The following is a 14219-nucleotide window of genomic DNA, read 5'->3' as shown; positions in this document are numbered from 1 at the left end:
GTTCAGGTAAGCGGAAAGTCGATATATTTTTTGAAGCCCGTGCGCGTACCGAGCCGCGAATACCAGCGCTCGAGATTCGGCAACGCGGGCCGCTCGACACCTTCGAGGCCGAACCACCGCTTCGCATACGCGCCGAGCACGATGTCGGCGAGCGTGAAGTGCTCGCTTTCGATGAAGAAGCGGCCTTGCAGATGCGAGTCGAGCAGCCGCCACAGAACGGTGACGGTGTCGATGTCGGTGGCGAGCTTCGCCGTGTCGCGTTCGGCTGCGGGCGTGCGCACCAGCGCCCAGAACACCGGTCGCTCGGCGGGTTGCAGCGTGGACAGCGACCAGTCGAGCCAACGGTCGACGCTCGCCCGTTCGCGTGGGCCGGCTGGGTACAGAAAGCTCGCGGGCGCGTACTGCATCACGAGATAGCGCAGGATCGAATTCGATTCCCACAGCACGTAGTCGCCATCGACCAGCGTCGGCACGCGGCCGGTGGGATTCATCGACAGGTAGTCGGTTTCGGTGTTGCGGCCGAACTGCAGTCCGGCATCGATGCGCTCGTAAGGTAGCGCGAGCTCGTCGCAGCACCACAAGAGCTTCTGGACGTTGACCGAATTGGCGCGTCCCCAGATCGTGATCATCCGGCAGGTTCTCCGTTGCAATGTTTGGCAAGCCGCGCAGTGGGCACGGCGTTCAACGGACAAAGATACACGATGCGGGCGAATGCTTCATGTCGAATGCAGGGAAAGCAGCCCGCAGGCGCCGCCACGCCGCGCGTCACACCCGTTGCGTACAATGTGCGCACCCGAACGTGACGAGGCACAGCATGGCCCGTATTGTCCCCGACGACTGGATGCATCTCGCCGCCACCGGCGCCGCAGCACGCGAACGCGAGACGCTCGCGCTGTTCAGGGACGCGCTGCCGGCCGGCTACACGGTCTATCACGGCGTGCACTGGACCCGGCTCAACGAAGGCTTCTCGATCTTCGGCGAAGCGGACTTCGTGATCGTCGGTCCGTCCGGCCGCACGATGATCGTCGAGCAGCGCACCGGGTTCCTGCGCGAAACGCCGAAGGGTCTCGTCAAGGTGCATCTGCAGACCGAGCGCAACGTCGCGATCGGGCTCGCGCGGACGATCGAAGGTCTGCACCGGCGCTTTACGGCCGCGTTCGGCACCGGCACCTATTTCATCGAAGAACTGCTGTACTGTCCCGACCACGCCGTGAAAGACGCGGCGATCGCGGGCGTGAATCCGGCGCGCATCGTGGACGCGACGCGCAAGGGCCGCTTCATCTCGGTCATTCGCGATGCGTTGCCCGCCGACGAACCGCGGCTGCCGTGCGCAGCGAAGATTCACGCGTTTCTCGCCGACGAACTCGCGCTGACGCCCGACGCGAGCGCGCTCGTCGGCGAAGCGGGCACGCTCGTTACGCGGCTCGCGGGCGGGCTCGCCACGTGGGCACGCCGGCTCGAGTTCACGCCGTTCCGGCTGCGCGTGATCGGCACCGCAGGTTCGGGCAAGACGCAGCTCGCGGTGCAGGTGATGAAGGACGCGGTTGCGCAGGGCCGCAAGCCGCTGTACGTGTGCTTCAACCGGCCGCTCGCCGATCACATCGCACGCGTCGCGCCGCCCGAAGCGAAGGTCGCGAACTATCACCAGCTGTGCGACTGGATTGCGCGCGATGCGGGCCGCACGCCGGACTTCGATGCGCCCGACGTATTCGCGCAGCTGGAGACGATCTTCGCGCAGACGCCGATCGATGCACGTTGGCAATATGACGTGCTGATCGTCGACGAAGGGCAGGATTTCCAGCAGCCGTGGGTCGCGACGCTCGAACGGTTGCTGAAGCCGGGCGCCGCGTGGTGGTGGCTCGAAGATCCGCTGCAGAACCTGTATATGCGGCCACCCGTCGAGTTACCAGGCTGGACCGTGCTGAAGGAAACGACCAACTATCGCAGTCCGCGCGACATTCTCGACTACGTGCGCGATATCGTCGGCGCGTCGGTGCCGCTGGCCGCGACGCTCGCGTCGGGCAGTCCGTTCGATGGTTCGACAGTGTCGGTGTCCGCGTACGACGAAGCGAACGCCGCGGAGAACTGCATCGAAGCGACCAAGCGCGCAATCACCCAGGCGCTGGCGCTAGGCTTTCGCCGTCAGGACATCGCGGTGCTGTCGTTTCGCGGCCGCGAGGGTTCGGCGCTGACGTCGCTCGACCAGCTCGGCCCGCATCGGCTGCGCAGCTTCACGGGCAAGTACGATCTGTTCGGTAATCCGGAGTATCGCGAAGGCGACGTGCTGCTCGAATCGATCTACCGTTTCAAGGGGCAGGCGGCGCCGTGCGTGATCCTGAGCGAAGTCGACTTCGATGCGTTCGACGAGCGGATCGCGCGCAAGCTGTTCGTCGGTGCGACACGCGCGACGATGAAGCTGATCGTCGTCGCATCGCAGCGGGCCGCCGCGCATCTGCGGGCGGGGGAGTAACGCAATAGCGTGCCGGGGTGGCCGTTTAGCCCCAGGGCGACGCACCGACCATCGTGCCCACGCGGGTCGCGGCATCCCACCAGATCACGCGCAGCAACGGCGCCTGGCGCGCGATCAGCAGCGCCTGCACGGGGTCGCTTTCGACGAAATGCGTGACGCCGTAGCGCAGCGCCGCCGCGGCCTTGTGCGCGGCTGCGCCGGCAGGCGTGTCGTCGTGTACGTCCGGCGCGCGCATCAGCAGTTCGAGATGGCCGAAGCCGTGCCGTTCGAGCCACGCGGCCGTGCGTTCGCGGTCGTGGACCGGCCGCCCCGTGACGATCGCGCGTACCCGTTCGAGATCGACACCCGGCAGCGCGGCGTAGGGCTGCAGCGCGTCGCGTTCGTTCAGCGCGGCCGCGAGATCGGCTTCGTAGTGCGCGGGCGGGATGTCGGGCAGCAGGATGCCGTCGAGATCGAGCGCATAGGCGGTTTGCGCGGCGGATTCGGGTTCATCCGCGCTCGCATCGCCAGTGCCGGATTCGGTGCGCCGCCAGTCCGCGCGATAGCGCTGCGCATAGACCTGACGCTCCCATGGGAACAGCGCGAAATAACCGCGCGCTTCGCGTCCGTAGTCGGGACGCATGCGACTCACGCCGTCGAATGCGCCGGTCAGTGTCTTGACGGTGAGGCCGTGCTGTTCGAGAAACGCGATGCAGTCGACCAGCGTGAAGCCGCGCCCCGCGATGTCCTCGCACAGCAGCACCTTCGAGCCGTGCGGCGGGATCGGCAGCGACGAGTCCCACATCGCGTGGCGCGCGCGGCGGTCGTAGCGCAGGAACGCGACCGGTACGTCCATCGCGTACGACGCCATCAGCGCGAGTGGCGCGCCGCCGCGCAGGATGCCGACCACCGCCGCGAAGTTTTCCGTCGCCAGCGCGGGCTGCAGCGACTCGATCCAGTGATCGAGCTGTTCGTAAGTCAGAGGAAGGACCGGCTTGTTCATGACTCGTAGGCTCAGTGCGAAACTCAGTGCAAAGCGCACCGCGGCCGCCTGGACGACCGCGCTACGTTTTTGAGACGGTTCGGGATTGGCGATATTATGCATGCGGTTGAGGCGGTCTGCGCTGGCGCGGTCGCGATATCACGAGGGCGGAGCGATACGATGCGCGCCGAAGCGAGTACAGGGATGGGTCCCATGAACAACAGAAAAAGCGGTGGGTGGATGCTGTGGGCGGTTCTCGCGTGCGCAGCATGGACCTCCGCGCAGGCCGCGCCGCTGTCGCTCGACGTGAGGGGCAAGATCGCGCGGACCAACGATCCGGCGCATCAGGTCTTCCACTTCAGCGAAGCCGATCTGCTCGCACTGCCTGCGCATTCGATCACGACGTCGACCACGTGGACGCCGAAGTCGACCTTCACCGGTCCGCTGCTCGGCGATATCCTGAAGGCGGTCGGCGCGACCGGCACGCGGATTGAAATCCACTCGCTCGACGACTACACGTACACGGTGCCCGTCACCGACGCGGACCACTACGGCGCAATCATCGCGTACGACATGAACGGCAAGCGCCTGAAGGTCAGCGATTTCGGGCCGCTCTTCCTGATCTATCCACGCGACGCATTCCCTGAACTGGTGGGCGCGTCCGCCGACTCGAAGTTCGTATGGCAGATCAAGTCGCTCATCGTCAAATGATCCGGCGCCCGTTGCGGCGCCCGTTGTACGTCATCGTGTGGCTCGCGGCGCTCGCCGCGCCGGTGGCCGCGATCGGCTACCTGCTGTACGCCAACCTGCTCAATCCGCGCGAAACCCAGCAGCTCACGACCACGTACGACGGCTTCTACTGGGACGCCGCGCAACTGCAGATCGCATATGCGCGTTTCGAGAACCAGTTGCTGCTCTACGAGACGGGTGTCGACAACGACTATGCGTCGCTGCAGCTGCGCTTCGAGGTCGTGCAGTCGAAGGTCGGCGTGATGACCGCGTCGACGCGCATGCTGGACAGCCAGAAGGCGCTCGCGCAGCGGCAACAGGAGGAACTGCGCGCGCTCGGCGGTGTGTTCGACACGATCGGGCCCGACCTCGACGCGCTGCCGCAGGACCCGGAACGCGCGGGGCGCATCATCACGCTGCTGCGCGCGCACTGGGGCGAGGTGAACGATCTCGCGTTGAGCCGGCGCTTCGCCGACGTCGCGGACCGCGAAGCGCTGAACCGCGATTTCATCGTCAAGCGGCGCCTGCTGTTCGCCGCGGGGCTGGTGTTGCTGCTGCTGTCGGCGGCATCGACGGCATTGCTCGTGCTGAACGGCCGGCGCCGCACGAACCTGATCCGTCAGCAGCACGCGGCGCTCGAAGCCGAACATCAGGCGAGCCGCGCTGCGCGCGAAGCGAGCCTCGCGAAAGACGCGTTTCTCGGCATGATCAGCCACGAACTGCGTACGCCGTTGCACGCGATCGTGTCGTCGATCGAACTGCTCGGCTTCAACTTCCATTCGGAAGCCGACCGCAAGGTGATCCAGCGGCTCGAGACAGCGGGGCGTCATCTCGAAGCGCAGATGAAAGACCTGACCGATTACGCGCGGCTCGGCGCGGGCAAGCTCGAACTGCGCAACGAACACTTCGATCCGCGCGAACTGCTCGCATCGATCGTCGACGAACATCAGACCGGTGCGGCCGCGAAGGGACTCGCGCTCGACGGCGACGCGCAAGGCGTTGCCGCGCAGGTGGATTCCGATCCGCACCGCATCCGGCAGATCGTCAACAACCTCGTGACCAACGCGATCCGTTACACGGAAAAGGGCGCGGTGCACCTGCGCTTCGCGCTCGACACGATGAGCGTGCCCGCGCGGCTGTCGATCGTCGTCGCCGATACCGGGCCGGGCGTGCCGCATGCGCAGATTCCACTGATCTTCAAGGAGTTCACGCAACTCGATTCGTCGCGCTCGCGGCGTTTCGAAGGCGCGGGCATGGGGCTCGCGATCGTGCAGGGGCTGGTGGATCTGTTCGGCGGGACGGTCGATATCGACAGCCGGCTCGGGGAGGGCACGACGTTCACGGTGTCGTTGCCGGTCTGGTGCGTCGAGCCGCCGGCGCGCGCGCCGCAGCCGGTCGCACATGCGCGGCATGGCGACGCGCGGACGCAGGTGCTGATCGTCGACGACAACGAACTCGTGCGCGAATCGCTGCGCGAAATGCTCGAGCACATGGATTGCGACGCGGCGACGGCGGGCAATGCGGACGATGCGCTCGCGTGGCTCGACGTGCATCGCTGCGACGTCGTGCTGCTCGATCTGCATATGCCGGAGCGCGACGGCTACGCGTTCATCGCGGATTTCGGGGCTCGCAGCGGGCCGTCGGCTGGCGTACCGGTGATCGCCGTCAGTGCGTATGCGCCGGACGAGTCGGGGGAATCAGGCGGGGGACGCAACGCGTTCTTTGACAGTCTCGCGAAGCCACTGCACTACGACGTGTTGCGCGACGCGGTGCAGCGCGCGCTCGCGCAGCACGTCGTAGTGCAGCCCGCGCCGCTCGACGCTACGCGCGATTGAGTCGCTTCGACAGGTCGGCGACGAGGATCGCCATGCGCGCCGGCTTCTCGTAGCACGCGACGTCATAGGTGCGGATAACCGCGCTGATTTCCGATTCGCTCGCCTTGCCGGTCAGCAGTTCGCCGGTCAGCACGAGGATCGGTGCATCGGGGTTTTCGGACGCGCGTACCGCGCGGATCGCGGCCGCCGAAGTCTGGTTGCCGAACAGCCAGTCGATCACGATGCCGTCGAACACCTGGGTCTGCAATGCGTCGGCGAACGCGGCGAGACCGTAGATGGCGAGCGCGGCGAAGCCGCTGCGCTCGAGATAGTCGCGCAGGTTGTCGGCGGACGACTGGTCGTCGTCGACGACGGCGATCAGCGGCTTGTCGGTTTCCGCGCGGCGCGGATAGATCTCGATCTTGTGGACTTCGTACGCGTTCTGGTAGAGCGCGCCGTCGTGCCGCACGACACGCCACTGGCCGAGCTTCGAATACGCGACGAACTCGGGGCGGCTGCCCGGCTCGAGCGCGGCGCCGACCCACGCGGTGCACGCCATGTCGATCGCGCCGACCGAGAACACCGCTTCCTGCGCGATCGCGCCGACCATGCCGGGGTCGAGCGACTGCGCACCGAACAGCTGCGCGGCGGGCTCGCCGAACACCTCGGCGACCTTCTTGATCTGCGACAGCGTCCACGGGCTGTTGCCGCGTAGTTTGCGGTGCCCCTGCGAAAAACTGAGGTCGAGAATGCGGCAGAGTTCGGTGGTCTGCTGGCGTTTGCCGATGCCGTGTCGGCTCATCAACTCGCGCACGCGCTCGGCGACCGCGAGGGAGTCGGGTGAGGTTGCTTCGTTGGCCATGCTGCGAAAAATGCCCGTCGATGTAAAAGGGTATCCGATGAGCCGCTCGAGACGGCGCGATGCCATTGCCCGGAACCTGCCGGCCCTGGGGGACAGCAAATGTACCGCAAAAAAATGCCCTTGCGGCTTTTTGGTGCCCGCGGCGGATTCCGGATTCGTATAGTGGGACGGCACCGGTTCGCGCGGCAATCGTCCTGGGATTGCGGTCCGCGAACGGGCGCTGCGGCGATGCTGCGGTGCGGGGTTGCCCGCCGGCACGCCGTTTCCATGATGGGCGGGCATCGGGGCGCCCATTCGGCATCGCGGAATGCGCCGTCGCATGCTTTCTCGTGCGACGCGATCCTCTGTTGAGGTAGGTGATGCCGGTCGATTTGTCCACGTGGGCGTCGGAACGACACGGAGGCAGTTCGAGGAGCGGATTGCCGCAGGCAAAGCTCATGTATGCTCGTTGCGGCGCGAGCAACGTGACGCGATGCATGATTGCGTAGAGCGAATCAGGACCACAACGACGAATGAAGAATGCGATGAACGAAGGGAAGGACGCGTCCCCATCCGCAGACGATGCGGACGCCGAACTGCGCCACACCGGCGTGCCCTATCACACGCAGTGGGGCAGTCCCGACTGGGTAGGGCCGATCGTCGATGATGGCGCCGACCCCTGCGACGATCCCACCTGGCAGCGGAGCGGCTTCACCGACCCTGAGCGCTACCGTTTCTGGGCGGACCGGCTGTGTGGGCTGACCTGTTTCGAATCGGCGCTGGACTACTGGGGCATCGCGCACCCGTCGCGTGCGGTGCTGCTCGACGACGCGCTGCGCCATGATGTCTACAAGATGCGCGACGACGGCGGTGTCGACGGACTGATCTACCGCCCGTTCGCCGGTTGGGTCGGCGCGGCGTTCGGCGTACGGGTGGACGTGCTGACCGAAGTGTCGATCGAAGAGATCGCGGCGCGGCTCGATCGGGACACGCTGGCGATCGTGTCGGTGAGCCCGGAAATCCGTTATCCGGAGCGGCCGAACGAGCGCCGCGGCGGGCACCTGGTTCTGTTGCACGGACGCGACCGGAAGGGCGTGTGGTTTCACAATCCGTCCGGCGTCGCGCCGCATCAGGCCGATGCCTGGTTGCCCTTCGATACGTTCGCGCGCTTCTACGCGCGTCGCGGGATGACGCTTACGCGCACGTGACCTGTGTGACCTGCGAGATTCAACGACGGCGGCCGCGGACTTCGTCATCCGGCACGCCGTGGTCGCGGCCTGCGGCCAGCATCACCTGATACTGGCTGTGACGCTGATACGAACGCCACATTTCGCGTGCAATCCTGCGCAGCGTGACTGAAAACGATGTTCTGGCAGGGTGGGCAGGAACGAGCGTGGACGAGGCGGGTTGGCTGGACATAACAATCCTAATGGTTAATACCTAAGTAATAACCATTATAACCGGCCAAAAACATCCGTCACCCAATGCGGCAAGCCGCCGCGGCACTAGGCACCGCCTACTTCGGCGCGATATCCCGCCGCACCCGCATGATGTGCTGCTCCACGTAGAACGCGGCCGCGTCCGCATCGCCGGCGACAATCGCCTCGTAGATCAGCCGATGCTCGGACACGTAGAGCCGGATGCGACCCGGGTCGTCGATGCCGTCGTCCTTCAGACGTTTCCACAGCGGCTGGTCCATCGTTTTCGCGACCTCGTCGGCGATCTTCACGAGCAACGCGTCGCCGGTCATCACCGCGAGCTGCCGGTGGAACAGCCGGTCGCTGTCGTTCCAGAGCGCGCGTTGCCCGGCGTCGGACACGTCGGCGATCGAATCCATCTGTGCGAGGTAGTGCTCGGCGAGCGGATCGCGCCGGCCTTGCATAGCAGCGCGCCGTGCGATCGCCGGCTCGAGGATCATCCGCACGTCGAGCGTAGACGTCGGGCTGAAGTCCGGATCGGCCGTCGGCGAGCCGTCGGGCGGTGCGGCCGCGAGCCGTTGCAGCGCGTCCGCGCAGACATAGGTGCCGGAGTTGCGCCGTGTCAGCACGAGCCCTTCGTTCTGCAGCGCGCCGATCGCTTCGCGCACCGCCGGACGGCCAACGCCGAAGCGCGCAGCCAGCTCGCGTTCGGACGGCAGCCGCGTTTCGGGCGCGAACTGGCCGCTGCGGATGTCGGCGCGAATACGCTCCGACACCTGCTCGTAGATCTGCTTCGGACGAAACGCGCCGTCGGGTGCGAAGGATGTCGTGACCATGGCGCCTCGCTTGCGGAACGGGGGACGGCAGCTGATCCGGATTGAAACCAGATAGCCGGAATTATTTTGGCAGTGGTTGCTGCTTAATCCAATGTGGTCTAGATTTTGGGCCAGTATAAGACAGCAGCGAGGAGAAAAGAATGATCGGATCGCGGGGGCGCGCGGCAGCATGAAACTGAATCGCGTGATCAGCACGGTGGAAGTGCATACCGGCGGCGAGCCGTTCCGGATCGTGACGAGCGGGTTGCCGAAAATGCCGGGCAAGACCATCGTCGAGCGGCGCACGTGGCTGAAGGAGCACGCGGACCATCTGCGCCGCGCGTTGATGCTCGAGCCGCGCGGTCACGCCGACATGTACGGCGGCTACCTGACCGACCCGGTCAGCGAAGGCGCCGATTTCGGCATCATCTTCATCCACAACGAAGGCTATAGCGATCACTGCGGCCACGGCGTGATCGCGCTCGCGACCGCGGCGGTCGCGCTGGGCTGGGTCGAGCGGACCGAGCCGGAAACGCGCGTCGGCATCGACGCGCCGTGCGGATTCATCGAGGCATTCGTTCGCTGGGACGGCGATCACACGGGCGGCGTGCGCTTTGTCAACGTGCCGTCGTTCATCTGGCAGCGCGACGTGGCTGTCAATACGCCGACGTTCGGCGAGGTGCGCGGCGACATCGCGTTCGGCGGCGCGTTCTATTTCTACACGTCCGGCAAGCCATTCGGACTCGAGATCCGCGAAGCGATGGTCGACCGGCTGATCCAGTTCGGCGCCGAAGTGAAACGCGCGGCGAACGAAGCGTTCAAGGTCGAGCATCCGCTGATTCCCGAGATCAATCACATCTACGGCACGATCGTCGACAATGCGCCGCGCCACGCGGACTCGACGCAGGCGAACTGCTGCATCTTTGCCGACCGTGAGGTCGACCGCTCGCCGACCGGTTCGGGTACTGCTGGCCGCGTCGCGCAGTTGTACCTGCGCGGCGAGCTTGCGGCGGGCGCGACGCTCGTCAACGAGTCGGTGATCGGTACGGTGTTCCGCGGTCGCGTGCTGGGTGAGACGAAGCTCGACCGCTTCGACGCAGTGATCCCGCAGATCGAAGGCGACGCGCACATTTGCGGCTTCGCGAACTGGATCGTCGATGAGCGGGATCCGTTGACGTATGGGTTTCTTGTGCGTTGAATGAACGGGTAACGGGGATGGGTGTTCGTCGGTTGATGCATTCCCATCGTTGGTTCGCGCCACTGCACAACACATAGGAGGCACCCCAGCATGACCGTTCAGACCGTCCAGATCCACGACGCCGCGGCGACCGCGCGTGTCACGCCGTACCCGGCGCTCGTCGACGCGCTGCGCGTGGCCGTGATCGATTACGCGAATGGCCGCATCGTCAGTCCCGAGCGTCTGGTCGTGCCGCTGAACGACGGCGGCATCCTGCTGTCGATGCCGGCCACTGCGCCCGATCTCGCGATCCACAAGCTCGTCAACGTGTGCCCGCGCAATGGCGAGCGTGCGTTGCCGACCATCCACGGTCAGGTGATGGCGTTCGATGCGGACACCGGCGCGACGCGCTTCATTCTCGACGGTCCGACGGTCACCGGGCGGCGCACCGCGGCGATGTCGATGCTCGGCATCGAGACGTTGGGTGAGGCTGCGCCGTGCGACGTGCTGCTGATCGGCACCGGTACGCAGGCGGCGAATCACGCGACGGCGCTCGCCGAACTGTATCCCTATGCGCGCATCCGGGTGCGCGGCCGCACGCTGGCGCGCGCGAAGGCGTTCTGCGACGCGCATCGCGCGCAGGCGCCGAACCTCGAACCGCTCGATGGCGATGGCGATGGTGCCGCGACACCGGCGTCGGTTGATCTGGTCATCGCACTGACGACGAGCCGTGCCGCGGTCTACGACGAGGCGCCGCGCGCCGGCCGGCTCGTGATCGGCGTCGGCGCGTTCACGCCCGAGATGATCGAACTGGGCGCCCGCACGGTGCTCGGCAGCGCGCTTTTCGTCGACGATCTGGCCGGTGCGCGTCACGAGGCCGGGGATTTTCTGCAGGCGGGCGTCGACTGGAACACGGTGACGGGCATCGCGGACGCGCTCGGATCAGGTGCCGCTGCCGCACGACCAGCCGACCGGCCGGTCGTTTTCAAATCGGTCGGCTGCGCGGCATGGGATCTCGCTGCATGCCGCGTCGCGCACGTGACGCTTGCGGCCGACGCGGCCTGAAGTGGTACCCGAGGTACAGGGGGAAAGGGCGGAGCGAGGTTCGGCGTAAAGAGAAAGGCAAGCGCTGCTCAAGCAAAAAGTATCGCCCGAACAGCGTCGCGTGCCGTGCAAACATTCCCAAAACGTTGCACCATAGGCGTCTTGCAAAAACGACCCGTGGCGGCTGCGCGCGGCCGTTTCTGCGCCGCCCTTTACCACGACGTTGCGACCGCACCATGACCAAACAGACCGCTCCTGCTTCGCCCGACCTGCCGCTCGACATGATCATCTTCGGCGGTGCCGGCGATCTGTCAGCCCGCAAGCTGCTGCCCGCGCTGTACATGGCGCACCTGCACGGCAACCTGCCGGCCGATACCCGCATCCTCGCCATCGGCCGCCGGCCGTGGTCGCGTGACGACTATGTGGGTTTCATGGAGGAGCATTCGAAGCCGTTCGTCGGTGACAAGGCGCTCGACGCGGCCTCGTGGGACCGCTTTCTCGCGCTGTTCGACTACGTGCGGGTGGACGTAGGCGCGTCGGAAGACTACGCGCGTCTCGCGCAGGTATCGCGGCCCGGCGTGCGGCGCGTGTTCTATCTCGCGACGGCGCCGAACCTGTTCACGACGATCTGCGACAACCTCGCCGCCGCCGGGCTGGTCGACGAGCATTCGCGTGTCGTGCTCGAAAAGCCGCTCGGTTCGGATCTCGCGTCCGCGCAGGCGATCAACACGTCGGTCGGCCAGCATTTCAACGAAGCGCAGATCTACCGGATCGACCACTACCTCGGCAAGGAAACGGTGCAGAACCTGATGGTGCTGCGCTTCGGCAACGCGATCTTCGGGCCGCTGTGGCAGGCGCCGTACATCAAGAGCGTGCAGATCACGGTCGCGGAGACGGTCGGCGTCGGCAGCCGCGCGGGCTTCTACGACGAAACCGGCGCGCTGCGCGACATGGTGCAGAACCACCTGCTGCAGCTGCTGTGCATCGTCGCCATGGAGCCGCCGGTGTCGCTCGACCCGGACGCGGTCCGCGACGAGAAGCTGAAAGTGCTGCGCTCACTGCGCCGGATGACCCCGGAAGACATCGCACGCGATACCGTCCGCGGCCAGTACACGGCGGGCGCGGTCGGCGGCGAGCCGGTGAAGGGCTATCTGCAGGAAGACAACGTGCCGGCCGACAGCCGCGCGGAAACCTTCGTCGCGCTGCGCGCGCACATCAACAACTGGCGCTGGGCGCACGTACCGTTCTTCCTGCGCACCGGCAAGCGGATGCAGAAGAAGGTCTCGGAGATCGTCATCGAATTCGCCGATCTGCCGTTCTCGATCATCCCGAGCGGTCCGCGCAATTACGGCAACCGGCTCGTGATCCAGCTGCAGCCGGCCGAGTCGATCCAGATGCAGATGCTGGCGAAGGAACCCGGCAGCGGCATGCACATGCTGCCCGTGAACCTGAACCTCGACCTCGAGCAGGCGTTCACCGAGCGGCGCGCCGAAGCGTATGAGCGTCTGCTGATCGACGTGGTGCGCGGCCGTCTCACGCACTTCATGCGCCGCGACGAGCTGGAAGCGGCGTGGGCGTGGGTCGAGCCGATTCTCGAAGGCTGGAAGGCGTCGAGCGACCGGCCGCGTCCGTACACGGCGGGCACGTTCGGGCCGTCCGCCTCGACCACGCTGATGGCACGCGAAAACTCGGTCTGGGCCGAGGAGTCTTAAAGCACACGGGCCGCACAGCCGGTCTGTCGCAACTATGGGACGCATGCCGCCGGCCGATCTGCCGGACGGATGCGTCCCATTTCTTATTCCCGCACGTCTTTCATCAGATTAATCCACGTCTTTTTAGCGCATTAATCCAGGCAGTTTTTAAGTGCGAATAACGGACTTCGCGTTTTATGCAAGCGTGGAAATCTGCCTGGAAAAATTCGGTAGCGCTCACCCGATTATCAGACTTCGTGAGAGGCTAGGCCTGTCATGCCTTTACGCGTTTTTATTGCGTCCGGCATGGCGATTTCCCCTATCTTGTCACTTAAAAGAGGTCACATAATGGATCGCCTTAATCCTGCAGTTTTACCTGCCGAATTTCGTCGCGAACACGCCGACGCCGAGGAGCTTGAAACCCCGAACGCGTCACTGCACCAGGAAAGAATGCCGTTCACCGTCCGCATCGTCGCCGACGACAACGGTCTTGAAAAAGCAGTGCAGATGCGTCGTCTCGCTTATAGCCGTCACCTTCCGGATTTCGCCGAAAAGATGGCGATCGAACGGAGCGATCGCGAACCCGGCACGATCGTACTGCTCGCCGAGTCGAAGCTCGACGGCGGCCCGCTCGGGACGATGCGTATCCAGAGCAACGTGTTCGCACCGCTCGCGCTCGAGCAGTCCGTCACGCTGCCCGACTGGCTGCGCGGTACCCGTCTCGTGGAAGCGACGCGGCTCGGCGTGGCCGGCGGTAGTATCGGGAGGATGGTCAAGATCGCGCTGTGCAAGGCGCTGTTTCTGTATTGCGGACAGGAACAGATCGACTGGATGGTGATTACTGCGCGCGCGCCGCTGGACCGCGAATACGAAGCCATGCTATTTGTCGATGTTTTCGGTAAGGAGGAGTTTTTGCCGATGGCGCATGTCGGAGGAATGCCGCATCGAGTGATGGCAAAGCCGGTTGCGCTCGTGCAAAAGCGCTGGGGAGAAGTCCGGCATCCGCTATACCGGTTCTTTTTTCAAACCTGTCATCCGGATATCGATCTAAATCCTGCGCATTTATCTTTCGGGGCGGAAACGGTAGGATGCCCCAGAGATTCGCAAATTGCCTAGGCGATCAGAAAGAGATATTTCGAAAAACCGGCTAGTCCGGCACGGCGATGGCGAATGTGTAGTACGTTTGCCATCGCCTTCGCGACGCCCGTAGTGCATCAGGGGACAATTACATATGGAACCGGCGGCTCTATTTTCGCGGT

General features: G+C 65.3%; 13 protein-coding genes. 8 read left to right on the top strand and 5 right to left on the bottom strand.

The annotated features are described in order from the left end of the window. Nucleotides 1–2: 2 nt before the first annotated feature. Nucleotides 3–629 carry a glutathione S-transferase family protein gene (locus ACREXZ_RS15355; protein WP_431764941.1) on the bottom strand — a complete coding sequence of 209 codons (627 nt, stop codon included), beginning with the start codon at nucleotides 627–629 and terminating at the stop codon, nucleotides 3–5. Nucleotides 630–814: 185 nt separating this feature from the next. Here ACREXZ_RS15355 and ACREXZ_RS15350 point away from each other — a divergent pair, with 185 nt between their 5' ends. Continuing rightward, nucleotides 815–2470, top strand: coding sequence for an ATP-binding domain-containing protein (locus tag ACREXZ_RS15350; RefSeq protein ID WP_431764940.1), 1656 nt, complete (start codon nucleotides 815–817; stop codon nucleotides 2468–2470). A 25-nt stretch (nucleotides 2471–2495) separates the two neighbouring features. On the opposite strand, the gene ACREXZ_RS15345 is transcribed toward ACREXZ_RS15350, so the two are convergent. Continuing rightward, nucleotides 2496–3452: a phosphoribosyltransferase family protein gene (locus ACREXZ_RS15345; protein WP_431764939.1), complete on the bottom strand. Its 957-nt coding sequence runs from the start codon at nucleotides 3450–3452 to the stop codon at nucleotides 2496–2498. 192 nt (nucleotides 3453–3644) lie between these two features. On the opposite strand from ACREXZ_RS15345, the gene ACREXZ_RS15340 reads away from it, so the two are divergent. Further along, the gene (locus ACREXZ_RS15340) at nucleotides 3645–4142 is read left to right on the top strand and encodes a molybdopterin-dependent oxidoreductase (RefSeq protein WP_431764938.1); all 498 of its coding nucleotides are present in this window, start codon (nucleotides 3645–3647) and stop codon (nucleotides 4140–4142) included. Next, nucleotides 4112–5995 (top strand): ATP-binding response regulator, encoded by a 1884-nt coding sequence (locus tag ACREXZ_RS15335; RefSeq protein WP_431764937.1) that lies wholly within the window; start codon nucleotides 4112–4114, stop codon nucleotides 5993–5995. The genes ACREXZ_RS15340 and ACREXZ_RS15335 overlap by 31 nt, the downstream gene beginning before the upstream one ends. On the opposite strand, the gene ACREXZ_RS15330 is transcribed toward ACREXZ_RS15335, so the two are convergent. Continuing rightward, the gene (locus ACREXZ_RS15330; protein WP_431764936.1) at nucleotides 5982–6836 is read right to left on the bottom strand and encodes a helix-turn-helix domain-containing protein; all 855 of its coding nucleotides are present in this window, start codon (nucleotides 6834–6836) and stop codon (nucleotides 5982–5984) included. The genes ACREXZ_RS15335 and ACREXZ_RS15330 overlap by 14 nt on opposite strands. A 524-nt stretch (nucleotides 6837–7360) precedes the next feature. Between ACREXZ_RS15330 and ACREXZ_RS15325 the strand changes: the two genes are divergently transcribed. Beyond that, a complete protein-coding gene (locus ACREXZ_RS15325) occupies nucleotides 7361–8023 on the top strand; it encodes a C39 family peptidase (protein ID WP_431764935.1) in 663 nt (220 codons plus the stop codon). A 19-nt stretch (nucleotides 8024–8042) separates the two neighbouring features. Here the strand turns inward: ACREXZ_RS15325 and ACREXZ_RS15320 are convergent, their stop codons facing one another. Both ACREXZ_RS15320 and ACREXZ_RS15315 read right to left on the bottom strand, forming a co-directional pair. Then, complete coding sequence (locus ACREXZ_RS15320) at nucleotides 8043–8234, bottom strand: hypothetical protein (protein ID WP_431764934.1); 192 nt, start codon at nucleotides 8232–8234, stop codon at nucleotides 8043–8045. Between the two features lie 97 nt (nucleotides 8235–8331). Continuing rightward, nucleotides 8332–9069 carry a FadR/GntR family transcriptional regulator gene (locus ACREXZ_RS15315; protein ID WP_431764933.1) on the bottom strand — a complete coding sequence of 246 codons (738 nt, stop codon included), beginning with the start codon at nucleotides 9067–9069 and terminating at the stop codon, nucleotides 8332–8334. 169 nt (nucleotides 9070–9238) lie between these two features. Here ACREXZ_RS15315 and lhpH point away from each other — a divergent pair, with 169 nt between their 5' ends. The 4 genes from lhpH to ACREXZ_RS15295 all read left to right on the top strand — a co-directional run bounded on the left by lhpH (nucleotide 9239) and on the right by ACREXZ_RS15295 (nucleotide 14076). Beyond that, nucleotides 9239–10246, top strand: coding sequence for a trans-3-hydroxy-L-proline dehydratase (gene lhpH / locus ACREXZ_RS15310; protein ID WP_431764932.1), 1008 nt, complete (start codon nucleotides 9239–9241; stop codon nucleotides 10244–10246). 90 nt (nucleotides 10247–10336) lie between these two features. Further along, nucleotides 10337–11290 (top strand): bifunctional Delta(1)-pyrroline-2-carboxylate/Delta(1)-piperideine-2-carboxylate reductase, encoded by a 954-nt coding sequence (gene lhpI, locus ACREXZ_RS15305; protein WP_431764931.1) that lies wholly within the window; start codon nucleotides 10337–10339, stop codon nucleotides 11288–11290. Between the two features lie 215 nt (nucleotides 11291–11505). Then, on the top strand, nucleotides 11506–12981 hold the full coding sequence (zwf, locus tag ACREXZ_RS15300) for a glucose-6-phosphate dehydrogenase (protein ID WP_431764930.1): 1476 nt from the start codon (nucleotides 11506–11508) through the stop codon (nucleotides 12979–12981). A gap of 327 nt (nucleotides 12982–13308) precedes the next feature. Further along, the gene (locus ACREXZ_RS15295; RefSeq protein WP_431764929.1) at nucleotides 13309–14076 is read left to right on the top strand and encodes an N-acyl amino acid synthase FeeM domain-containing protein; all 768 of its coding nucleotides are present in this window, start codon (nucleotides 13309–13311) and stop codon (nucleotides 14074–14076) included. Nucleotides 14077–14219: the final 143 nt, after the last annotated feature.

Source organism: Paraburkholderia sp. (genome assembly GCF_050742655.1).
Classification (GTDB): Bacteria; Pseudomonadota; Gammaproteobacteria; order Burkholderiales; family Burkholderiaceae; genus Paraburkholderia.
Note: the sequence above shows the minus strand (reverse complement) of the source record. Positions and strands in the feature narration are given on the sequence as shown.

What these genes read in the sequence shown, in the direction of transcription:
- ACREXZ_RS15355 (WP_431764941.1), bottom strand. Translation starts at nt 629, where the DNA reads ATGATCACGATCTGGGGACGCGCCAATTCGGTCAACGTCCAGAAGCTC.
- ACREXZ_RS15350 (WP_431764940.1), top strand. Translation starts at nt 815, where the DNA reads ATGGCCCGTATTGTCCCCGACGACTGGATGCATCTCGCCGCCACCGGC.
- ACREXZ_RS15345 (WP_431764939.1), bottom strand. Translation starts at nt 3,452, where the DNA reads ATGAACAAGCCGGTCCTTCCTCTGACTTACGAACAGCTCGATCACTGG.
- ACREXZ_RS15340 (WP_431764938.1), top strand. Translation starts at nt 3,645, where the DNA reads ATGAACAACAGAAAAAGCGGTGGGTGGATGCTGTGGGCGGTTCTCGCG.
- ACREXZ_RS15335 (WP_431764937.1), top strand. Translation starts at nt 4,112, where the DNA reads ATGGCAGATCAAGTCGCTCATCGTCAAATGATCCGGCGCCCGTTGCGG.
- ACREXZ_RS15330 (WP_431764936.1), bottom strand. Translation starts at nt 6,836, where the DNA reads ATGGCCAACGAAGCAACCTCACCCGACTCCCTCGCGGTCGCCGAGCGC.
- ACREXZ_RS15325 (WP_431764935.1), top strand. Translation starts at nt 7,361, where the DNA reads ATGAACGAAGGGAAGGACGCGTCCCCATCCGCAGACGATGCGGACGCC.
- ACREXZ_RS15320 (WP_431764934.1), bottom strand. Translation starts at nt 8,234, where the DNA reads ATGTCCAGCCAACCCGCCTCGTCCACGCTCGTTCCTGCCCACCCTGCC.
- ACREXZ_RS15315 (WP_431764933.1), bottom strand. Translation starts at nt 9,069, where the DNA reads ATGGTCACGACATCCTTCGCACCCGACGGCGCGTTTCGTCCGAAGCAG.
- lhpH (WP_431764932.1), top strand. Translation starts at nt 9,239, where the DNA reads ATGAAACTGAATCGCGTGATCAGCACGGTGGAAGTGCATACCGGCGGC.
- lhpI (WP_431764931.1), top strand. Translation starts at nt 10,337, where the DNA reads ATGACCGTTCAGACCGTCCAGATCCACGACGCCGCGGCGACCGCGCGT.
- zwf (WP_431764930.1), top strand. Translation starts at nt 11,506, where the DNA reads ATGACCAAACAGACCGCTCCTGCTTCGCCCGACCTGCCGCTCGACATG.
- ACREXZ_RS15295 (WP_431764929.1), top strand. Translation starts at nt 13,309, where the DNA reads ATGGATCGCCTTAATCCTGCAGTTTTACCTGCCGAATTTCGTCGCGAA.